The sequence below is a fragment of the Halomonas sp. DN3 genome (assembly GCF_024137905.1).
In the GTDB taxonomy this organism is placed as follows: Bacteria; Pseudomonadota; Gammaproteobacteria; order Pseudomonadales; family Halomonadaceae; genus Halomonas; species Halomonas litopenaei.
Window position 1 is genome coordinate 4,094,275 of sequence record NZ_CP099965.1, and the last position, 21,345, is coordinate 4,115,619.

The following is a 21,345-nucleotide window of genomic DNA, read 5'->3' on the forward strand; positions in this document are numbered from 1 at the left end:
GTCGCTCCTCAGGCTTCCGCGGTACTGGCGGCACGATTGTCCTGGCGGGTCAGCGAGGCCAGCGGGTGACGCTTAAGGCTTGCCAGTGCCAGCCCCTGCTCACCGAACAGGTGAGCGCGGCCCGGCTCGAAGCCGAAGCGAATCTCGTCTCCCACCCGGTGGGTCACGTCGCCATCCACCATCAGCGTCAGCAAGTCGCCGTCCATCTCCACGTACAGCGAGGTCTGTCCGCCCAGCCGCTCGATCACGCTGACGCTGGCCTTCAGCGGCCCCTGGTCGTCGAGCATCAGATGCTCGGGACGGATGCCTAGCTCCAGCGCCTGCCCCTGGACCACGTCATCGCCTTCCACCGGCACCTTGACGGTATCGCCGCCCGGCACACGCACCTCGACCCCCTGGGCGTCGCCGGCAACGGCCTCGACCTTCAGGAAGTTCATCTTGGGCGAGCCGATGAAGCCGGCCACGAAACGGTTGCGCGGATGGTGATACAGCTCCATCGGCGAGCCGACCTGCTCCACCACGCCGCCCTGGAGCACCACGATCTTGTCGGCCATGGTCATGGCCTCGATCTGGTCGTGGGTCACATAGATCATGGTCGCCTTGAGCTCTTCGTGCAGACGCGCCAGTTCGATGCGCATCTGTACCCGAAGCGCCGCGTCCAGGTTGGACAAGGGCTCATCGAACAGGAAGATGCTGGGGTTGCGCACGATGGCGCGGCCGATCGCCACGCGCTGGCGCTGACCGCCGGAGAGCGCCTTGGGCTTGCGCTCGAGCAAGGGCTCCAGCTGCAGGATCTTCGCCGCGTCCAGCACTTTCTGGCGGCGTTCCTGCTGGGACACCCCCGCCAGCTTGAGGCTGAAGCCCATGTTGTCCTCCACCGTCATGTGGGGGTAGAGGGCATAGCTCTGGAACACCATGGCCAGCCCACGCTCCGCAGGCCCGAGGTCGTTGACCCGCTGGCCGTCGATGACGATATCGCCGTCGCTGGTGCTCTCGAGCCCCGCGATCATGCGCAACAGGGTCGACTTGCCGCAGCCGGACGGGCCGACGAAGACCACGAATTCCTGGTCCTTGACCTCCAGATCGACGCCCTTGATGACGTGGGTGTCGCCGAAGCTCTTGACCACCTGGTTGAGTGTCAGTGTTGCCATCTTGTTGTCCTCGAAGTTCTGTCAGGGACGCCGTGGCGCCGCCTGGAATATCTGTCTGGCGGTGCGTCTTTCACCGCGCCGAAGGTCGGTTATTTCACCGCGCCAAAGGTCGCTCACTTCACCGCGCCAAAGGTCGCTCACTTCACCGCGCCGAAGGTCAGACCACGGACCATCTGTTTCTGGGTCAACCAACCAAAGATCAGGATCGGTGCGATGGCCATGGTCGAGGCCGCCGACAGCTTGGCCCAGAACAGTCCCTCGGGACTGGAGAACGACGCGATGTAGGCGGTCAACGGCGCCGCCTGAGAGGTGGTCAGGTTCAGGCTCCAGAAGGCCTCGTTCCAGCTCAGGATCACCGACAGCAGTCCGGTGGAAGCGATCCCCGGCAGGGTCAGCGGCAGCAGCAGGTACCACACCTCCTGGAAGGTGCTGGCGCCGTCCATGCGGCCCGCTTCCAGAATTTCCCTGGGCAGGTCCTTGAAGAAGGTGTAGAGCATCCACACCACGATCGGCAGATTCATCAGGGTGTAGACGATGGTCAGGCCGATGCGGGTGTCGAGCAGGCCGAAGTCGCGGAACAGCAGATAGATCGGTACCAGCACGCCCACCGAGGGCAGCATCTTGGTGGACAGCATCCACAGTAGAGTGCCCTTGGTGCGCTTGGTCGGCAGGAAGGCCATGGCGTAAGCCGAGGGCACCGCGATCAACAGCGCCAGCAGGGTCGAACCAAAGGAAACGACAACGCTGTTCCAGGCAAATTTCAGGTAGTCGGCCCGCTCCTGTACCTCGACATAGCTTTCCAGCGTCGGGGTAAAGATCAGGCTGGGGTCGGCGATGGCCTCGGCTTCGGTCTTGAAGCCGGTGATGATCATCCAGAAGATCGGAAAGAAGATGGTCAGGGCCACGCCCCAACCCAGCAGGGTGATGCCGAACTTGCGCCTGCGCTGGGCGCGCAGGGCCGAGGCACCTCGCCCGGCGTCGGCGACCGGCGCCTTGACGCTGTCGCCGGTGGTAGTGGTGGTGGTCATGTGGTGCACCTCGTCAGCTTGTTGTTGGTCGATGGGTCGTCAGCGGCCGCAAGGCGCTACTGCTCGAGGTTCTTGGCCACCATGCGCACCAGGAAGATGGCGACGATGTTGGCCAGGATGATGGCGATGACGCCGCCGGCGGAGGCGGTGCCCACGTCGAAGTCGAGCAGCGCACGGATGTAGATCAGGTAGGCCAGGTTGGTGGTGGCCAGCCCCGGCCCACCCGAGGTGGTGACGAAGATTTCGGCGAAGATCGTCAGCAGGAAGATCATCTCGATCATCACCACCACGCTGATGGCACGCTTCAGGTGCGGCAGGGTGATGTAGAAGAAGATCGCCACCGGGCCTGCGCCATCCATGCGCGCCGCCTCGACCTGGTCATCATCCAGCGACTGCATCGCGGTCAGCAGGATCAGTAGCGCAAAGGGCAGCCACTGCCAGGACACGATGATGATGATCGAGGTCAGCGGCAGGCTCGAGAACCAGTCCACCGCCGGCAGCCCCAGGCTCTCGGCGAGCCAGGCGAACACGCCGTTGGCCGGGTGCATCATCATGTTCTTCCACACCAGGGCACTGACGGTGGGCATCACGAAGAACGGCGAGATCGCCAGCACTCGGGCGACGCCACGCCCCATGAAGTCCTGCTGGAACAGCACCGCCAGCAGGGTGCCACCGACCACGGTGATGGCCAGCACCCAGCCCACCAGCAGCAGGGTGGTGCCCATGGCCGACCACAGCGCCGGGTCGGTCAGCAGGTATTCGTAGTTCTCGAAACCGGCAAAGCCGGTCATGCTCGGCATCAACAGGTTGTAGCGCTGAAACGAGAACCAGACGGTCATCGCCAGCGGCACGATCATCCACAGCAGCAGCAGAGTAACGGCCGGCGCCTGCAGCGAGAGGGTGCGAAGCCCTCCGACGGTGCGCCCGGAAGTACGATTCTTGTTCATGAGGGATCACGCTTGGTCAGGCCTGCGGGGTAAGGCCACAGGCGATCGGAGCCAGGGGCCGGCCATGAAGGCCGGCCCGCGAACGAGCTTCAGTCGGTGTAGCCGGCGCGTTCCATGGTGCGCTCGGTGGCCCGCTGGGCGGCGGACAGCGCCTGCTCGACGCTGGTCTCGCCGGTCAGGGCCGAGGCGACCATCTGGCCGACCTGGGTGCCGATGGCCTGAAACTCGGGAATGCCGACAAACTGGACGCCCACGTAGGGGTTCGGCTCGAGGCTCGAGTCGAGCGGGTCGGCCTTGCTGATCGCGTCGACCACGAAGCTGGCGAAGGGCGCGGCCTCGATGTACTCGGCGTTGTCGTAGGTGGACTGGCGGGTGCCGGGAGGCACGCTGGTCCAGCCTTCACGCTCGCCGACCAGCGCCACGTACTCCGGCGAGGTGGCCCAGGTCACGAACTGACGGGCAGCGTCCTTGGCGTCCGAAGAAGCAGGAATGGCCAGCGCCCAGGCCCACAGCCAGTGAGAACCCTTGGGGGTTTCGGCCACCGGCGCCGGTGCAAAGCCCAGTTGGTCGGCGACCTGTGACTCGTCGGCATCAAACAGCTTGCCCGCCGCCGAGGTGGCGTCCACCCACATGGCGCAGTTGCCGCGCGAGAACAGCGCCAGGTTTTCGTTGAAGCCATTGGAACTGGCACCGGCGGGGCCGTAGTTGTCGAGCAGGTCGACGTAGAAGGCGACCGCCTCCTGCCAGGCCGGACTGTCGATCTGGGCGTTCCAGTCCATGTCGAACCAGCGACCGCCGAAGGTGTTGGTCAAGGTCGAGACGAAGGCCATGTTCTCGCCCCAGCCCGGCTTGCCACGCAGGCAGATGCCGGCCACTTCGCCGTCGTCGTCATGCAGGGTCTCGGCCCAGTCACGCACCTGGTTCCAGATGGGCTGCTCGGGCATCTCGATGCCGGCCTCGGCGAACAGGTCCTTGCGATAGTAGAGCATCGAGCTTTCGGCGTAGAACGGCAGCGCATAAAGGCTACCTTCATGGCTCAGGCCGTCGCGCACGGGTCCCAGCAGGTCATCGACCTGGTAGCTCTCGGGCAGATCATCCAACGGCTCGAGCCAGCCCCGCTCGGCCCAGATCGGAGCCTCGTAACTGCCGATGGTCATGACGTCGAACTGGCCACCCTGGGTGGCGATATCCGTGGTCATGCGCTGACGCAGCACGTTCTCTTCCAGTACCACCCAGTCGAGGGTGATGTCCGGATGAGCCTTCTCGAACTCCTCGGTCAGGCTCTGCATGATCACCATGTCGTTGTTGTTGACCGTGGCGACGGTGATGGTCTCGGCCTGGGCAGCTGACGCGCCCAGTGCCAGCACCAGCGCGCTGGTCGGCACCAGCGGCCTGGACAGCGCCGCGCAAAGAGGACGGAGGGTATAAGACGGCTTCATGGCGCACTCCTGATCGTTACCCGCTTGGCGGGGATATTGTTGTACCGCCGACGCGAATTCTCGGACTCGTCGTGGTGGTCGGGCTTTGCGTGCATCCGAGCAAGTCAGCGCTACGGATACTCCACCCAAAAAATGATCAATCAAATCACTTGATGATCAAATGATCGAACACGACCACAGAAAACGCAAAGCCCAAAGCTTTAGACTTTAGCGGTACACGGAAGCCTTTCAGCCCCTGCCCCGGCAACCACTCATCGACGTAGATCAGCCAAACGGCTGGCCTTCACCGAGCTCGCACAGAACAGCAAATATTAGATATTCAGTCCCTTCATTACTTTGTTGTTTAACGACTTTTTATTTTGTCATGGTCGCTGCCCGCCACGGCCTTCGGCCTGCCCTCTTGCCCCGACAAGCCAATAGAACCGCCAGTATTTCCTGAAAAAACAAGGTAGTGACTCGCCAATCGCATAAATTTCCATATACAGAAATTTATTTCCCTATATGGAATAAAATTGACGCTCTCAGACCCGCCTCCTAGGCTTCGATCGATCGCTGATCCGGCAGTTCGATGCGTCCTTTGCGGCACTTCTGCAGATCCACCGCGCGACCTGTCATTTATTTCCCTGCCTTCTCGTCCGGCGCCCCGGGGCCCTTGCGTGAAGCGCCGGCCAGGGCCTCGCCGAGCATGCCGGCAGGCCCCACGCCACCACGCATGCCACGCCAATCGATCCAGGATCGAGGGAGCCACAACAATGACAGACCACGCTGCTCTTCCCCCGGCCATCGCCAACAAGTCCAATCGCAAGCGCTACTTCCAGTTCAGTCTGATGCTGCTGGCTGCCGGGTCCATCTATCCCCTGCTCTACCTGCGCCAGAATTTCGAAACACCGATCCTCGAGGTCTTCAACATCACCTCGAGCGAACTCGGTAATTTCTATTCCATGCTGGGTGTCGTGTTCTTTCTGTGCTACCTGCCCAGCGGCTGGCTTGCCGACAAGTTCTCGCCCCGCCTGCTGGTGACGGTCTCCATGGCCGGCACCGGACTGCTCGGGCTGCTGTTCGCGACCATCCCTTCCGGCGTCATGCTGACCATGGTCTTTCTCGGCTGGGGGCTGACCTCGGGCCTGACCTTCTGGTCGGCGATGCTGAAGGGGGTGAAGATGCTGGCCAAGAAAGACGAGCAGGGCCGCTTCTTCGGTATCCTCGACGGCGGGCGTGGGCTGATCGAGGCGATCCTGGCGACCATTGCGATCAGCCTGTTCGCCTACTACCTCAACGATCAGCAGGACAACACCACCGAGGCGCTCAGGGTGGTGGTCTACATGTACTCGTTCACCTGCCTGGTGATCGCCGCCTTGACCTTCATCTTCTTCACTCGCCATGACGGCTCCGAGATACGCGCCAAGAAGATCAAGACCAGCGGCAACGTGATCGCCGATCTCAAGCATCTGGCGTCGATTCCGGCACTGTGGCTGGTTGCGCTTATCATCCTGTGCGGCTATCAGCTGTTCTGGGCGACCTATTCGTTCTCGGCCTATGTCCAGGAAGGATATGGCGTCACCGCTGTCGCCGCCGGCGCCATTACCGTGGCCAAGCTATGGATGCGTCCCATCGGCGGCATCACCGCCGGCTTTCTCGGTGACCGCTTCGGCAAGACCAATGTGCTGGCACTGCTGTTCCTGGGCGCCACCGCCTTTCTGGCCACCTTGATCCTGATGCCGACCTCGGTGGGTACGGTGACCTTGCTGGCGGTGGTGCTGATGATCGGTGTGCTCACCTATGCGTTGCGCGGACTGTACTGGGCGATACTCGACGACTGCGATATTTCCATGGAGGTGGCGGGACTGGCCATCGGCGTGATCTCGCTGCTCGCCTACACCCCGGACATCTTTCTGCCACAGATCTACGGCTTCCTGTCGGCACGCTTCGAGGCGGTCACCGCCTACCAGCTGTACTTCGGCTACATCGCCTGCATGGGCATCGTCGGCATGTTCGCATCGCTCAAGCTCAAGGCGATCACCGCGCGCAAGGAGCAGCAGTTGCAGCACCAGCAGGTGTGAAGGCAGGGACAGGCCAGTTCCACACGAAGTGACGAAGAAGCGCACCCGACAACACCATCGCGCCCCGGCGAGCCGCCGGGGCGCGATGGTGTCAGGAAAGGTGCCAGGAAAGGCGTTCGATGATATCGCTGCCGCGCGGTCTCTCTACGCTAGGAAAGACGCTCGACGATATAGCGCGCGGCCTGATCGTCGGTGATCAGGCTGGTCAGCCAGCCGCCGCGCAGTGCCGCCAGGATGGCCGGCCCCTTGTCGCGGCCACCGGCCACCGCCACCATCGCCTGACGCTTGAGCGTGGTCAGCGGCAGGCTGGTCACCCGCTGACTGGTGGAGCAGTCGATCAACATGCCGTCGGCATCCATCGGCCAGCCCACCAGCTCGCCCACCGCATCCAGCGCCAGCAGTTCGTCGAGCTCCGACTCGCTGATGAAATGATCCTGAAACAGCGTCGCCTGGCGATCGATCCGCCCGACCCCGACGAAGGCCGCGCTGGCCTGTTCGGCCACCTCGCCGATGGCACGGAACAGTGGCTGCGCCGCCAGCGCACGCTTCTCCTCGACCGAACTGGCGACCACCGGCGTCGGCAGCAGGTAACGCTCGCCACCGGTCTTGTCTGCCGCCACCATGACCCCGTCGTAGCGGTTGGACGAGCCGTCCCTGGCCACGTTACCGACCAGCGAGACGAAGCGATGACGTGGACGGTCGATCCGGCTCAGGGCCTCCACGGTCGCACGAATCGAGCGGCCGGAGCCCAGTGACAGGGTCTGCGGCTCGCTGCGCTCGATGATCCGTGACAGACGCTCGGCACCGGCCACCGCCAGATAGGGGGTGCTGTCTTCGGCGGTGGCTGACGCCGGCACCACGTCGCAGTAGTCCAGTTCGAAACGTTCACGGATGGCCTGGGACAGGGCGGTACAGTGGGCCACCGGGTGGTCGATATGGACCTTGACCAGGCCTTCCTGCCTGGCCAGCGCCAGCAGTCGCTGTACGCCCGGACGGGAGACTCCGAGCTGTGCGGCGATCTCATCCTGCGTCTGTCCACCCACATAGGAAAGCCAGGCGGCCCGTGCGGCCTGGTCCAGCTTGACCTCGAACTTGTCCACGCATCGTCTCTCTGGCTGTTCGTACAGCCTGCATCATCGCAAGCCAGGCACACCGGCACAACGCAGGCTTACTCGGCCGGGAGCTTTTCCAGGCAGCCGCCGGGCAGCGTGACGCTAACCCTCAGCCCACCAAGCGCCGCGCGATCCAGGGTCATCGTACCGCCGTACAGTGACACCAGCTCCTCGACGATGGAAAGCCCTAGCCCACTGCCGGGACGGCGCTCATCCAGACGCACGCCGCGCTTGAGCACCGCCTCACGCTCTTGCGCGCTCATGCCTGGACCGTCGTCCTCCAGACGCAGGCGCGCGCTGTCCCCCTCGAGCCACAGATCGAGCTCGACCCTGGTGCGCGCCCAGTCGATGGCATTCTCCAGCAGGTTACCGGCCAGCTCCTGCAGATCGTTGGGATCGATACGCAGCGCCAGATCATCCGCCACGCGGGTCTCGAGGCGGATACCGCGACGAGCGGCCAGCCGAGACAGGCCGTCCAGCACCGGCGCCAGCACCTTGGCCAGACGCACCCTGGCGGCCAGGGCGGCGCTGCCGACGGCGCTGGCGCGGGCCAGGTGGTGGCGCACCGCAGCATCGACACGTCCGAGCTCCTGGCGCATCTTGGCGCGCTCGGTCTCGGGAAGGCGCTCCGCCTGGGTCATCAGCACGCTGACCGGGGTCTTGAGGGCGTGGGCCAGGTTGCCGGCGGTGGCACGACCGCGCTCGATCAGTCTGCGGTCATGGTCGAGCACCTCGTTCATGGTCGCCGCCAGTTCCGCCAGTTCGGTCGGCAACCGGGTATCGAGGCGCTCCCGCTGGCCGCCCTTGACCGCCGCCAGATCCGCGTGAAGCGACCTCAAGGGGGCCAGCCCCCAGCGGATCTGCAGCGCCAGACCGGTCAGCAGCAGCACGCCGAGCCCCAACAGCGACAGCCACAGCAGCCATTCGAAGCGCGCCACTTCGGCATCGAGCTCCTGGCGGCTGACCGCCAGGCTGACATGCACGGGGTAGGGGTGCCCCGACAGCCTGAGAGAACGCTCGACCAGTCTCAGTCGCTGCCCCCGAGGTCCTTCGATGGTGCGCCAGACGGTGTCCGGGGAGGCCGTGATCGGCAGGCGCTGATCCCATAGCGAACGCGAGCCCCGGGAAAGACGTTCGCCGTCGCTGATCTGCCAGTACCAACCTGAGAACACCTGATCGAAGCGGGCATCGCCGAGACTGTCGTTGACCACCAGGGCACCGGTCTGGGGGTCTCGATCCAGGGCCGCCAGCAGCACCCGGTGCATCGACGACAGGCGTTCATCGAACGAGGCCGAGGCCGACTCACGAAAGCTGTAGGACAGCCCCCATCCCACCAGCGGCAGGATCACCAGCACCAGCACCAGCGACGCCACCAGCAGACGCCGCGTCAGCGAGCCCCGCGGCAACGTCACGGTGCATCCTCTCCGGCCGGGGTCACCAGGCGATAGCCCTCGCCTCGCCGCGTCTCGATCCGCTCGCTGCCGAGCTTGCGCCGCAGGCGACTGATCTGGACGTCGATGACGTTGGAATCGGGCTCATGGTCACGGTCATAGACGTGTTCGGACAGCTCGCCGCGACTGACCACTCGCTCACGGGCGTGCATCAGATAGGACAGCAGCCGTGACTCCTGGGCCGTCAGCGCCACCGGCCTACCGGCCAGCGTCACGGCCCCTGTGTGGGTGTCGAAGCTGAGCGCCCCGGCGCTGAGCACCGGGTGGGCGTGGCCGTGGCTGCGGCGCACCAGTGCCCGTAGCCGAAACATGACTTCGGCGGTCTCGAAGGGTTTGGTGACGTAGTCGTCGGCCCCGGCAGAGAAACCCGCCGCCTTGTCGGACCAGCGCTCACGCGCGGTCAGCACCAGTACCGGCAGATCGATGTCGTCGTCGCGCCACTGAGAAAGCCAGCGCGTGCCATCGCCATCCGGCAGTCCCAGGTCGAGCACGACTGCGTCGTAGCGCTCGGTGCGCAGCAGAAAATCCGCCTCGCCTCCGGTCGCCGCGACCTCCACCAGCAGCCCGCCTTCCTCGAGGGACGCGGCGAGCGCTTCGCTCAGCGCCTGGTCGTCCTCGACCAGCAGAATCTTCATGCCGCGCCTCCTCCGGCGTCATCCCTGTATTGCGGTGATCCCCGCGGGCTAGTCGGCGTCGCGGGGCGCGGGGCGCTGCATGGCATCGATGCCGACCCCTTCGATGCTCAACAGCTCACCACTGCCCGCGTCGAACTCGAACTCCACGACCTGTCCCTGGGCGCCGACCAGCTCGATGTCGTAGATGATTCGGCCGTCGTCACGTTCGAGCTCCACTTCGAGCACCTGCCCGTCGTAGCGCTCATCGAGCCACTCCAGCAGCGTCGGCAACGCCACCAGCCGGCCTTCACTCACCTCCTGGTGCAAGTCACGCCAGTCATCATCCGCGCGAGCAGAGCCGATACCCAGCAATTCGGTCGCCCGTGCCGCGAGGCTGACGTCGTCACTCGGGCGCGGAGCCAGGCTCGCGGCCATCACGGACATGCATAGCAAGAAAAGGGTCCTGGAAGTCATGAGGCGAAGTCTGACCCACGCTAGATGAATGAAAGATGAACGATCCCGTCAGGCTGACGACAGGTACCCCCTGTCAGGATGGTCCCACTCGCCGAGATCACCAAGCACACGGTGAGCTTACCTCAACAGCGAATGGAGTCCCCAGCATGAACAAGACCGTCACCCTGAGCCTGGCCGCCCTGACCTTGAGCGGCACCCTCGCCACCACCGCCATGGCCGACGACGAGGCCGTCAATCGGGAAGAGATCGACCGCCTGCTGGCCAGCACCGGGGAATACGGCTTCACCCACTACGACGAGCTGGATATCGACGACGGCGATCGCTTCGAGGCGGAAGGCTGGCGCGGCGACGGCTGGCGCCTGGACGTCGACATGGATCTGCGCGACGGCAGCCTGCTGGGCGAACAGCGGCGCCAGAGCGAGATCCCGACCTGGAGCCTCAGCGGCGACGATGTCGGCAAGGCGCTGGACGCCGCCCAGTCGGCCGGCCTGGAACTGTTCAGCTCGCTGGATGTCGACCGTACAGGTGATATCGAGATCGACGGCTACGACGCCCAGCACCAGGAGCTCGAGGTCCGCCTCGATCGCCATACCTTTGACGTGACCGGAGTCCAGCATGACGACTGATCATTCTTTCAGTACCGACGACTACCAGCACAACGCCGCCTGGAGGGCGGCGTCCCGCTGGCAGCAACGCGCCCGCCAGGCACGCCCCACGCGCCGGATGGGTGGCCTCAAGCTGGCTCTCGCCACCCTGGTCGGTGCCGCCACCCTGGTGCTGGCCACCATGATGGCATTGATGCTGAGCCTGGTGGGACTGGCGCTGATGCCGCTGGTGCGTCACCGCATGAAGAAGCGCATGGAGGCCTACCGCGCCGATCATGCCGACGACATCACCCCGGGGGCGACCACCCGAGCCCCCGAACAGGACGATGCCCGCGTCTGGGAAGGTCAGTATGAAGTCAAGTGAAGCACCCGGCGGGCGATGCAGCGACGAGTGGACGTCACTCGCGCGGATCGCCTCCCGGTAGCCGCTCGGGATCGGGCTCGGGCGCCTGATCAGACCGGCCCGCCGGGTCTTCACCGACAGCCTGCCCGCTTGACGGGGCGCCGCTGCTACCATCGAGCGCTCCCCTCAGGGCCACCACCTCGGCCTTGAGCTCCCGCACCTCGCGGTGCAACTCTCGCAGCATGTCTCGATTGACCCGATGCAGCCGTTCGGACTCGTCCTCCTGATCATCGATGAACAGTGAACCGACGTAGGCCGCGAAGCTACCGAACAGACCCACACCGGCCACCATCAACAGCGCCGCCACGACTCGTCCCAGCGACGTCACCGGATAGTAGTCGCCGTAACCCACCGTGGTGACGGTGACGAAGGCCCACCACAGCGCCTCTTCAGCGGTATCGATGGCGCTTTCCGGGTTGGGGCCTTCCACCACCAGGATCACCACCGAGCCGAAGATCAACAGCAGTACTGTGGCCGACGCCACCGAGGCGAAGATGCCCTTGGCCTTGTTGCGAAACAGCAGGTTCCAGATCAGGTGTACCGACTTGATCGCGCGCAGCATGCGGATGATCTGCACCACGCGCATCAGGCGCCCGGCCATCAAGTAGCTCACCGGAATGCTCGCCAACAGGTCGATCCAGCCCCAGCGCATGAAGCGCCACTTGCTTTCCGCGCGGTGGAAGCGAATACAGAAATCGGCAAAGAAGAAGCCGCAGACCACCAGGTCCAGCTTGAACAGCAGATCATCGACCTCCGGCGGCAGGTCGTTCAGCTCCTGTACCGCCATGGCGCCAAGCACGTAAAAGGAGAGGATCAGAATCAGGATCTGAAAAGGAGAAAGACGCTCTTGGTTCATGGGGTTCGACATCGATCGGGAAACTGAATCACGACCTTACGCGATGCGCTGGAAGCTGCCTAGCGGCACGACGCCCGCCGCACCCTCTCCTGGTCAACGACGACCCCATTGCGCCTTTCCCTGTCTTGGCCAGGTCTCGGCAAGGAGCCTGGCTGACGCCTGCCTCCCCCTCGCCGGCGGCTCAACCGCTGGCGCTACTCCAGAGGTTCGTAGGGCAGCCCCACGTAGTTTTCGGCGATGGTGGTCAGGCCCGCCGTCGAGCCGGTCAGGTAGTCGAGTTCCGCCAATTGCATGCGTGCCTCGAAGTCTTCCTCGTCGCTGAAGCGATGCAGCATCGACGTCATCCACCAGGAGAAGCGCTCGGCCTTCCAGATGCGCTTGAGGCACACCTCGGAGTAGCGTGGGATCAGATCGCTGCGCCCTTCGTTGAACACCTTCACCAGCAGGCGATACAGGGTGTTGACGTCACTCGCCGCGAGGTTGAGCCCCTTGGCCCCGGTGGGCGGCACGATATGGGCGGCGTCTCCCACCAGAAACAGGCGACCGTACTGCATCGGCTCGACCACGAAGCTGCGCAGTGGCGCGATGCTCTTTTCGATAGAAGGCCCCGTCACCAGATTCTGAGCCACATCTTCGGGCAGGCGCCGTTTCAGTTCGCCCCAGAAACGTTCATCGGACCAGTCCTCGACCTTCTCATCGAGGCCCACTTGCACATAGTAGCGACTGCGGTTCTCCGACCGCATGCTGCACAGGGCGAAGCCGCGCTCGTGGCGCGCGTAGATTAGCTCATCGGTCACCGGAGGTGTGTCGGACAACAGCCCCAGCCAGCCAAACGGATAGACCCGCTCGAAGGTCTTCAGACGCTCCTGCGGGATCGATTGGCGTGACACACCGTGGTATCCATCGCACCCGGCCACATAGGCACAGCGCAGACGGTATCCCTTGCCTTCATGCTGAAAGGTGAGGAAGGGCGACTCGCTGTCCAGATCATGGGGGGTGACGTCGCTGGCCTCGTAGTAGCTGATGCCGCCTTCGCGCTCGCGTGCCTCCATCAGGTCCCGGGTGACTTCGGTCTGGCCGTACACCATTACCTGCTTGCCATCGGTGTGGCCGGCAAGGTCGACGCGTACCCGACGGTTGTCGAAGGCAAGTTCAAAGCCGTGGTGGGGCAGGCCCTCGGCATCCATGCGTTCGCTGACACCGGCTTCACGCAGCAGGTCGACCATGCCCTGTTCGAGCACGCCGGCACGAATACGCCCCAGCACATAGGCGCCGCTCTTGCGTTCGACTATGACGTTGTCGATTCCGGCCCGGCTGAGCAGCTGCCCCAGCAGCAGCCCGGAGGGGCCGGCCCCGATGATGGCGACCTGGGTCGTGAGTTCACTATCGATACGCTTGGGGGAAGGCGTTGTCGTCATGGTGGCTACCTCGTCAGCGGAACGTTATGGTTATGCCTTGTATTTTTCGCTGAAACACCACCCCAGATAAGGCATATTCCCCGCCATAAACTGGACTTTTCGCGGAATCTACCCTGACATTTGTCGTAGTCACCTCAGCCATCCCCGGCAACCGCCAGGAGCGCGGACCATGAACCCCGAGACCCCGTCCACCACGATATCGTCAGCGGTTCCCACCTTTACCCTTTACGGGGAAACCGGTAGCTGGCCGACCCCCGACCTGTTGCACTGCGAATCCATCGCCGAACGCAGTCGGCTTCACGATTGGCGCATCCATCCCCACCGCCACGTCGACCTGACTCACCTGCTGCTGCTGCAAGCGGGCGAGGTCGAACTGGAGCTGGAAGACAGTCGGCAACGACGGGCCGCCCCGCTGCTGATCCTGGTACCTGCGCTCACTATTCACGGCTTTGCCTTCGCCCCGAACATCCAGGGCCACATCCTGACCCTGGCGGCACCGCTGGTCAGCCACCTCGAGCGGGTCATGCCGGACGCCAGCAGGGTCTGGCGCAGCGCGGGCGTCACCGCACTGCCCGACGCCAGACACCGACTGCAGACATTGGTGGAGCATATCGACGGGGAATATCGACGGCCGGCACGGGACCGCGGCGTGCTGCTCGACGCCTTGATCCAGGCGCTGACGGTGGAAGCGGCTCGCCTGGCGACGCATCCGGCCACCCGGGCCAGGTCTGCCGTGAGCACCGATCCCGGCCACGGCCACCTGGCCCGCTACCAGGCACTGATCGAACGGCGCTTTCGCCAGCAGCCGAGCATCGAGGAAATGGCGCGCGAGCTGGACGTCAGCGCGGCCCACATCAACGCGCTGTGTCGGCGCCTGGCGGACCAGAGCGCCCTGGCGGTGCTGCACCAGCGTCTGCTACTCGAAGCCAAGCGCGAGTTGACCTATACCAACCTGACTATCGCCCAGATCGCCGATGGTCTGGGCTTTTCCGAGCCCGCCTACTTCACCCGCTTCTTCAAGCGGCTCAGCGGAGTGGCTCCTCGCGACTTCCGCCGCCGTCAGTTCCATCATCAAGGCGACGGATCGCCAAGCTCGCCCTAGGGCTTGTCCGAAAAGTGCCTGCGCTCGTCGACTTTTCGGACAGAACCTAGACCAGATCCCGGGGGAAGACCTCGTCCCAGCTTCGCGAGAAGATTCGGGTATCGCCCTGCCAGGCGTCCAGGGTGGCGCGCACCCGAAAGCTGTGGGCGTCGCTGGTCAGCCGAGTGCGAGTCAGGGTATGGATCTCCCAGTCCCCCCGGCGGAAGGTACGCTGCCACTCGGTCCAGCCGGTGACACTGTCGTAGTTGCCGTAGGAGTAGCTGTAGCGCTCGGTCACCGAGCCGGAGATGTCCAGCGCGATATCGTCCAGCCGGTAGCTGCCCTCGTCGTGGAACACCTCCAGCGTGGTCTGGTCATTGGCCAGGTCTCGAATCACCTTCCAGCTTTCCTGGGAAGGCTGCAGCAGCGTCTTGGCCAGCGGAGGCGCCCCTTCGGGCTCCTCGAAGGGACGCAGCGCCGCTTCTTCCGCCGGCCTGGGGGCCCTGGTCGGCAGCACCAGACGACAGGCACCGGGCCACAGTGTCAGGCGTACCGGCCTTGGCGCAGGCCATACCAATGGCCAGTAGCTGGTCGAGATCGCCAGCCGAATGGCGTGCCCCGCCGGAAACTGCTGAGCGATATGCTTGAGACACACCGTCACCCGGTAGCGGCGCCCCGGCACCAGAGGCTCCGGGTGCTCGTCGCTGTCACGATGGGTCAGGTTGAGCACCCCGTAGGACACCCGCGTCGCCTTGTCGTCCTCGGCGATATCAACAAGACGCAGCGCCACCATCGCCACCGGCTGGTCGGCGGACAGTTCCAGCTGTACCGACGGGGCACCACAGATTTCCAGCGTCTGCTCGAGCCGGGGCGTCTGGAAAATCAGGGCGCCTCCGTCCTCGTCACGCTGGTCGTGGGGCAGATCCGGCGGTGCGTTGTAGGAACACCACTTGCCGGCATAAAGCCCCACCGACAGCGGCGAGCGGATATCCAGACTCACGCTATCATCGCCGTCCTCCACGTCGATGCCGTCTTCGCTCAACAGGTCATGGCCGCTCGTCAGCCGCCAGCTCCGGGACATGATATGGGGAGAGGGCCAGCTCGGCTCGGCGACCCAGCGACCGGGACGAGCGCTGTAACGCGCCGATGGCGGCATCGATTGCTGCATCCAGACCCTCAGCATCGGCTCGTCCATGATCCCGGTGTCCTGCCCCTTCAGCCATTGGTCCCACCACCGTAGCCCTTCCTGCAGGAAGCCGATGGCCGGCCCCGGCACCCCGAGGTGGGGGTACTTGTGGGCCCAGGGCCCCACCAGCCCCTTGCGCGGCGACGTCAAGCCGGACAACAGCCGAAAGACCGCGTTGCAGTAACCGTCCGCCCAGCCACTGATGGCGTAGACCGGCACCTGGATGCGGCTGTAGTCCTCGCACACCGAGCCATGCTTCCAGTAGTCATCACGACGCTGGTGCTGAAGCCAGCGGGAAAGCCAGAGGCCGCTGCCGTCCAGGCGATCGAGCCACATCCTGAACCAGTCGCTACCTACCAGCGCCGGGTCAGGCGGGATGGCATTGCCATCGAACATGGTCGACGCCCAGGAAAGATTGTCGGCCAGCAGGCAGCCACCCATGTGGTGGATATCGTCGGCGTAACGGTCATCGGTAAAACAGATGGTGATCACCGCCTTGAGCTGCGGTGGCCGCATGGCAGCGATCTGCAGGCCGTTGAAGCCCCCCCAGGAAATACCGACCATGCCGACGTGTCCCGTGCACCAGGGCTGGCGCTCCAGCCACTCGAGCACCGCCACTCCGTCGTCCAGCTCCTGCTGCAGGTACTCGTCGGTGAGGACGCCATCGGATTCGCCAGTGCCCCGGATATCGACACGAACCCCGGCATAGCCATGCCCGGCCCAGTAAGGATGCACCTGGGCGTCTCGCTCCGCGGTCAGGTCGCGCTTGCGATAGGGCAGGTACTCGAGGATCGCCGGCACCGGGTCATCGTCGGCGTCGACCGGCCGCCAGATGCGGGCAGCCAGCCGGGTGCCATCGGCCAGTGGAATCCAGGTTTCCTGCTCCATCACCTCGCGCGGAAAATCGCTGACCACCCGCATCGTCGCTCCTTGCACTGTCGAGCTAGCCCTATGCATGCCACCCGGTGGAGATCGCCTTATCCAGCACATCCCTGCCGCACCAGCGCTCTCGGTGGCGTTTGGTACAGCGACGACTCCTGCTCAGCTATCGATATCGCCGAAGTCGAAGGTCAGCCGGGCCGCCAGTTGCTGATAGCGACGCAGCAACGCCTGATAGTCGTCGCCCCCCATCCAAATATAGGCCAATGCAAAGCTGTAGCTATCCTGCTCGGGCAGACTCGACAGACGCTGCCCCTCCTCGACCTGCAGACTGATCACCGTGCCGGGGTAGTCCTGCTCGAGTTGTGCGAGGGTCTGCGCCGACGGAAGGCGTTCGACGGTGGCGTCATGGAAGAACACGCGATAGAAGAACTTGGCCGCGACCGCGTAGGCGCCCTCCCGGTGGGGCAGTCTCGGACGCTGCCCCAGCGCCAGGTCCACCGTCACCTGCTGATGGCTGATCCCGTCGACCTTCTCGAACAGGTCGCAATGTGACTGAGAAATGCGTGTGTTGATCTCGAGCAGCCAGATGCGATCCTGGAGTTCGTCCCAGAAAAACTCGACGTTGAACGCGGATTGATCGAAGCCGGTACGGGTCATGACCAGGCGGGTGGCGTCGATCATCTGCTGCTGAACCCTTTGTGGCAGGGCCGAGGGGTACAGATAGTGGAAGAAGCTCAACACCCCTGGGTAGCGAATCGAGTCGACCACACCATAGACCACGACCTCGCCATCGTGGACGTAGCCTTCCAGCGTGCATTGCCAGCCGCCGATGATTTCCTCGGCCATGCAGTAATGGCCATCGATCGCCGCGATCTCCGGAGGCAGGTTGGCCTGATCCAGCACGCTGTTGAACGGCTCGGCGATGGAGCCGATCTCCGCCTTCAGACGGCCGATGGCAAGGGCAAAATCTTCCGGCGTCTCGATGCGGAAACCGAGTCGTGATCCCGACGACTTGATCGGCTTGACGAAGAAGGGAAAGGACAGCCCCGCCGCACCGATCTGACCCAACGCCGACTCGTCGAAGGGGTCGAAGGCGGTGAACCCGGGGATGTACTGCGGCACCACCTCGCGCTGAACACAGCGGCTCCAGTACTTGTGTTCGCACTTCAGCAGGCTTTCCAGCGACGTCGAGCGGGTACCGAATCGCTGGCACAGGATCGGCAGCATCGTCGACACCGGGAAGTCCATGTAGCCGATGATCGCGTCTATCGGCCTGCCGAATCGGTCCAGGGTCTGGCCGGCTTCCTCGAGCATCGCAGGAATATCGAATTCTTCGGTGTCATAGACCGCCTCCGGCGCAATAATGCGGTGAAAGCGCCATTCTTCGGCACCCTTCAAGCGCAGCAGGCGCTCATGATTGTCATCGTTCAGCCCCACCACAAAAATATTGCGCGCACTCACTTCAAGCCCTCGCGTCACTACGATGTTTTTTACGCTGTAAGCTTAGTGAAACGTGGGTTCAGCACAGGCTTATATTGGATTAGACCGGCATATCAGAGTCCTCATCCTTCGGGCATCAGTTACATCAAAAAAGCCCGCCGTATGGCGGGCTTGGGGTGAGCTGAGCGTAATACTGGCCGCTACTTCGATGCCGACTACAGCAAAAAGAGCGTGCTCAGGGTCGGGAACAACAACAGCAGGGCCAGGCGCACAAAGTCAGACACGATAAAGGGAGAAACGCCTCGGAAGATCTCCCCCAGTCCCACGTGGGGTGCCATGGCCTTGATCACGAAGACGTTCATCCCCACCGGGGGCGTGATCAGCCCCAGCTCGACCGTCAGCACCGTGACGATACCAAACCACACCGGGTCGATTCCCAGGCTCTGGATGATCGGGAACACCACCGGTACCGTGATCACCAGCATGGCGATCGAGTCCATGAACATGCCCAGCAGGAAGTACATCGCCAGAATGCACAGCACGACAACGAAGGGTGTCAGCTCCATGGCAAACAGGCTGTCGCTGATGGAGAACGAGATGCGTGAGAGCGAAATGAAGTAGCCCAGCGCCTCGGCGCCGACCAGCATGAAGAACACCACCGCCGACAGCGCCAGGGTCTCCTGGACCGCAGACCATAGCTGCCGCGCACGCAGCCCCTTGACCAGAGCGTAGATCAGGGTGGCAAAGGCGCCGACACTGGCTCCCTCGGTGGGAGTGAAGACGCCCAGGTAGATACCCAGGATCATGACCAGAAAGACCGCGAAGAAGGGCACCAGGCCACCGAGCGAGGCAAGCTTTTCGCCCCAGCCCGTCGCTTCCCCTGCCACCGCCAGATCCGGTTTTACCCGCATGACCACGCTGACGGTCAGGGCGTACAGCACCAGCCCCAGCAGCCCGGGCACCAGCCCCGCCATGAACATGTCGCCTACCGACTGCTCGGTCAGGATGGCATAGATCAGCAGGGCGATACTGGGCGGGATCATGATGCCGAGGGTGCCGCCCGCAGCCAGCGCCCCGGTGGCCAGGCCACGATGGTAGCCATATCGTTCCATTTCCGGCAGGGCCACCCGGGTCATGGTGCTGGCGGTGGCCAGTGAAGAGCCGGAAATCGCCGAAAAGACACCGCAGGAGCCGACGGCGGCGATCGCCAGGCCGCCCTTCCAGCCACCGCAGATCACCCGCGCCGACTGGAACAGTTTACCGGCCATACCGGAGTGTGCCGCCAGCACGCCCATCAGAATGAACATTGGAATCGCGCTGAAGCTGTAGCTGGACAATACCTCAACCGGCACCGACTTCAGCATCGATACCGCCGCGCCAAGATCGATGATCGTGGCAAAGCCACCGACGCCGACCAATAGCATCGCCAGTGCCACCGGCACTCGCAGGATCATCAGCACCAACAGCAGCAGCAGGCCGAACCCGCCGATCGTCTCAGTCGCCATGGGACACCTCCGCACTCTGCCCAAACAGCGCCCCCAGGAGCGCGTGCAGCAGGCTGCGCAACGCCAGCAGAGCGCTGAGTCCTGCAGCGATCAGATAGATCGGCCCGAGCGAGATCCTCAGGTCCTGGGTTACCTCGCCGTACTCGACAGCCGCGTGGGCTGCTCCCACCAGGCCCGTCGCCAGCACCCCGCCAAGCACCGCAAAGCCCAGCAGATAGACGCCATGCAGGCGCGCCGCGATGGACGCAGGAAGACGGTGGGAAAAGGCCTCGACCACTACCTGGCTCTTTTCCACGCTGGCCGACATGGCCGCCAGCAAGGCAAACAGCATCAGGTAGCTGACAAGCTCGACACTGCCGAAGACCTGAAAGGAGATGGCGCCATCGGTGAGACGCTGCAGGTAGCGTGTCACCACGTCGGCGATGGTCACCGCCAGCATCAGTATCAGACAGCCGCCTGCCACCCAGCGACAGACCAGGGCCAGCCAACGGCTGGCCCCTTCCAGAAAGGCTTGCATGGCGTCACTCCGTCCCGACGCAGCTTTCACGTGCCGCCAGCGCAGCCTGATAGACGTCATGCGCCTGGGTCAAGCCGCGCTCCTCGAGTCCGCTCAGGTAATCCTCGATGCCCTGCTGGAGCGGCGGCGCCCAGTCGGCGTTGTCGAGGGGCGCATCGACCACCCGAATGGTGTGGCCGGCATCCACCGCTTCCTGCCGCCCCACCTCGTCGATGGCGTGGAACACCTCCCCCGCATTGAGTGCCCACTGCATGCCGGAGTTGGCATCGATGACCGCCTGCTGCTCCGGCGTCAGCCGATCGTAGGCACGCTGGCTCATGGTCGCCACAAAGATCAGCGAATAGAACGGCACTTGGGTGTGGTATTCGACCAGCTCGTTGATACGAAATCCCTTCATGCCTTCCCAGGGAAAGCTCAAGCCATCGAGCACGCCCCGCTGCATGGAGGTATAGATATCCGGGGCAGGCATGCCTACCGGGCTTGCCCCCATGTTTTCGAGGATATCGCCTGCCACCGCGGTCGGGCGACGGATTCGCAGCCCTTCCAGATCGGCCGGTACCTGGACGTCGGTATCCACGGTATGGATGTAACCGGGACCGGTGGTGAACATGAACAACACGCGAGTATCGTCGTACTCTCCCCCCAGGCCGCCATCGTCGTGCAGCGTCTGCAGGATGCATGAACCCTGTATCGCGGAATCGGCCACCCCGGGGAGTTCGACGATCTGCGACAGCGGGAAGCGCCCGGCGGTATAGCCCTGAGCGGTGGCGCCGATATCGGCGATGCCGTTTACGGTCGCCTCATAGATGTCGTCAGCCTTGGCCAGGGTACCGGAAGGGAAGACCTGAACACGCAGATCACCGCCGGAGTCTTCCTCCACCGCCTTGGCCCACTGCTCGAAGATCTGGGTATTGATACCAGAGGCACCAGGCCAGAAGTGGGCCATGCGCAGCGTGGTCGCCGCTTGAACCGAAGCACAGGAAAGGGCCGTCAGGGATGCGGCCATCAGGCACGCGAGGGGGGTCTTCATGGGGATCCTCCGGACTTTATCGTTATCGTCGACGCGCGCTCATTATTGGTCTCTCGCTCGACACCGTTTCCGGCAACTCGACCAGTGGCACTCGTTCGCATAGTGAACTTCTGTTCGTTTTCCAGCTCAAAAGATAAACTACCTGG

General features: G+C 63.9%; 19 protein-coding genes. 4 read left to right on the forward strand and 15 right to left on the reverse strand.

The window, feature by feature from the left end:
- Positions 1–8 precede the first annotated feature (8 nt).
- The 4 genes from NKF27_RS17630 to NKF27_RS17645 form a co-directional block, all read right to left on the reverse strand.
- Positions 9–1,151 carry an ABC transporter ATP-binding protein gene (locus tag NKF27_RS17630; protein ID WP_253553803.1) on the reverse strand — a complete coding sequence of 381 codons (1,143 nt, stop codon included), beginning with the start codon at positions 1,149–1,151 and terminating at the stop codon, positions 9–11.
- A 137-nt stretch (positions 1,152–1,288) separates the two neighbouring features.
- The gene (locus tag NKF27_RS17635; RefSeq protein ID WP_253553804.1) at positions 1,289–2,179 is read right to left on the reverse strand and encodes a carbohydrate ABC transporter permease; all 891 of its coding nucleotides are present in this window, start codon (positions 2,177–2,179) and stop codon (positions 1,289–1,291) included.
- A gap of 56 nt (positions 2,180–2,235) precedes the next feature.
- On the reverse strand, positions 2,236–3,126 hold the full coding sequence (locus NKF27_RS17640) for a carbohydrate ABC transporter permease (protein WP_045991261.1): 891 nt from the start codon (positions 3,124–3,126) through the stop codon (positions 2,236–2,238).
- Between the two features lie 89 nt (positions 3,127–3,215).
- The gene (locus tag NKF27_RS17645) at positions 3,216–4,565 is read right to left on the reverse strand and encodes a sugar ABC transporter substrate-binding protein (RefSeq protein WP_253553805.1); all 1,350 of its coding nucleotides are present in this window, start codon (positions 4,563–4,565) and stop codon (positions 3,216–3,218) included.
- Between the two features lie 752 nt (positions 4,566–5,317).
- On the opposite strand from NKF27_RS17645, the gene NKF27_RS17650 reads away from it, so the two are divergent.
- Positions 5,318–6,625, forward strand: a complete 1,308-nt coding sequence (locus tag NKF27_RS17650) for a nitrate/nitrite transporter (protein ID WP_253553806.1) — start codon at positions 5,318–5,320, stop codon at positions 6,623–6,625.
- Between the two features lie 149 nt (positions 6,626–6,774).
- On the opposite strand, the gene NKF27_RS17655 is transcribed toward NKF27_RS17650, so the two are convergent.
- The 4 genes from NKF27_RS17655 to NKF27_RS17670 all read right to left on the reverse strand — a co-directional run bounded on the left by NKF27_RS17655 (position 6,775) and on the right by NKF27_RS17670 (position 10,246).
- Complete coding sequence (locus NKF27_RS17655) at positions 6,775–7,725, reverse strand: sugar-binding transcriptional regulator (RefSeq protein WP_253553814.1); 951 nt, start codon at positions 7,723–7,725, stop codon at positions 6,775–6,777.
- A 68-nt stretch (positions 7,726–7,793) separates the two neighbouring features.
- The gene (locus NKF27_RS17660) at positions 7,794–9,149 is read right to left on the reverse strand and encodes a HAMP domain-containing sensor histidine kinase (RefSeq protein ID WP_253553816.1); all 1,356 of its coding nucleotides are present in this window, start codon (positions 9,147–9,149) and stop codon (positions 7,794–7,796) included.
- The gene (locus NKF27_RS17665) at positions 9,146–9,823 is read right to left on the reverse strand and encodes a response regulator transcription factor (protein WP_253553818.1); all 678 of its coding nucleotides are present in this window, start codon (positions 9,821–9,823) and stop codon (positions 9,146–9,148) included. The genes NKF27_RS17660 and NKF27_RS17665 overlap by 4 nt, the downstream gene beginning before the upstream one ends.
- Positions 9,824–9,871: 48 nt before the next feature.
- Positions 9,872–10,246 (reverse strand): PepSY domain-containing protein, encoded by a 375-nt coding sequence (locus NKF27_RS17670; RefSeq protein ID WP_253556502.1) that lies wholly within the window; start codon positions 10,244–10,246, stop codon positions 9,872–9,874.
- 176 nt (positions 10,247–10,422) lie between these two features.
- On the opposite strand from NKF27_RS17670, the gene NKF27_RS17675 reads away from it, so the two are divergent.
- Both NKF27_RS17675 and NKF27_RS17680 read left to right on the forward strand, forming a co-directional pair.
- Positions 10,423–10,902 carry a PepSY domain-containing protein gene (locus NKF27_RS17675; RefSeq protein WP_253553821.1) on the forward strand — a complete coding sequence of 160 codons (480 nt, stop codon included), beginning with the start codon at positions 10,423–10,425 and terminating at the stop codon, positions 10,900–10,902.
- Positions 10,892–11,245, forward strand: a complete 354-nt coding sequence (locus NKF27_RS17680) for an exosortase/archaeosortase family protein (protein ID WP_253553823.1) — start codon at positions 10,892–10,894, stop codon at positions 11,243–11,245. The genes NKF27_RS17675 and NKF27_RS17680 overlap by 11 nt, the downstream gene beginning before the upstream one ends.
- 34 nt (positions 11,246–11,279) lie before the next feature.
- Here NKF27_RS17680 and NKF27_RS17685 read toward each other — a convergent pair whose 3' ends face one another.
- Both NKF27_RS17685 and pobA read right to left on the reverse strand, forming a co-directional pair.
- A complete protein-coding gene (locus tag NKF27_RS17685; RefSeq protein WP_253553825.1) occupies positions 11,280–12,140 on the reverse strand; it encodes an ion transporter in 861 nt (286 codons plus the stop codon).
- A gap of 194 nt (positions 12,141–12,334) precedes the next feature.
- Positions 12,335–13,558 carry a 4-hydroxybenzoate 3-monooxygenase gene (pobA, locus tag NKF27_RS17690; RefSeq protein ID WP_253553828.1) on the reverse strand — a complete coding sequence of 408 codons (1,224 nt, stop codon included), beginning with the start codon at positions 13,556–13,558 and terminating at the stop codon, positions 12,335–12,337.
- A gap of 169 nt (positions 13,559–13,727) precedes the next feature.
- Here pobA and NKF27_RS17695 point away from each other — a divergent pair, with 169 nt between their 5' ends.
- On the forward strand, positions 13,728–14,660 hold the full coding sequence (locus NKF27_RS17695) for a helix-turn-helix domain-containing protein (RefSeq protein ID WP_253553831.1): 933 nt from the start codon (positions 13,728–13,730) through the stop codon (positions 14,658–14,660).
- A gap of 46 nt (positions 14,661–14,706) precedes the next feature.
- Here the strand turns inward: NKF27_RS17695 and NKF27_RS17700 are convergent, their stop codons facing one another.
- The 5 genes from NKF27_RS17700 to NKF27_RS17720 all read right to left on the reverse strand — a co-directional run bounded on the left by NKF27_RS17700 (position 14,707) and on the right by NKF27_RS17720 (position 21,199).
- Positions 14,707–16,746 (reverse strand): CocE/NonD family hydrolase, encoded by a 2,040-nt coding sequence (locus NKF27_RS17700; protein WP_253553834.1) that lies wholly within the window; start codon positions 16,744–16,746, stop codon positions 14,707–14,709.
- Positions 16,747–16,866: 120 nt separating this feature from the next.
- The gene (locus NKF27_RS17705; RefSeq protein WP_253553837.1) at positions 16,867–18,168 is read right to left on the reverse strand and encodes an acetyl-CoA carboxylase biotin carboxylase subunit family protein; all 1,302 of its coding nucleotides are present in this window, start codon (positions 18,166–18,168) and stop codon (positions 16,867–16,869) included.
- Between the two features lie 194 nt (positions 18,169–18,362).
- Positions 18,363–19,652 (reverse strand): TRAP transporter large permease, encoded by a 1,290-nt coding sequence (locus NKF27_RS17710; protein WP_253553839.1) that lies wholly within the window; start codon positions 19,650–19,652, stop codon positions 18,363–18,365.
- Positions 19,642–20,169, reverse strand: coding sequence for a TRAP transporter small permease (locus NKF27_RS17715; RefSeq protein ID WP_253553842.1), 528 nt, complete (start codon positions 20,167–20,169; stop codon positions 19,642–19,644). Before NKF27_RS17715 ends, NKF27_RS17710 begins: the two co-directional genes overlap by 11 nt.
- A gap of 4 nt (positions 20,170–20,173) precedes the next feature.
- Positions 20,174–21,199, reverse strand: a complete 1,026-nt coding sequence (locus tag NKF27_RS17720) for a TRAP transporter substrate-binding protein (RefSeq protein WP_253553845.1) — start codon at positions 21,197–21,199, stop codon at positions 20,174–20,176.
- Between the last annotated feature and the right edge of the window lie 146 nt (positions 21,200–21,345).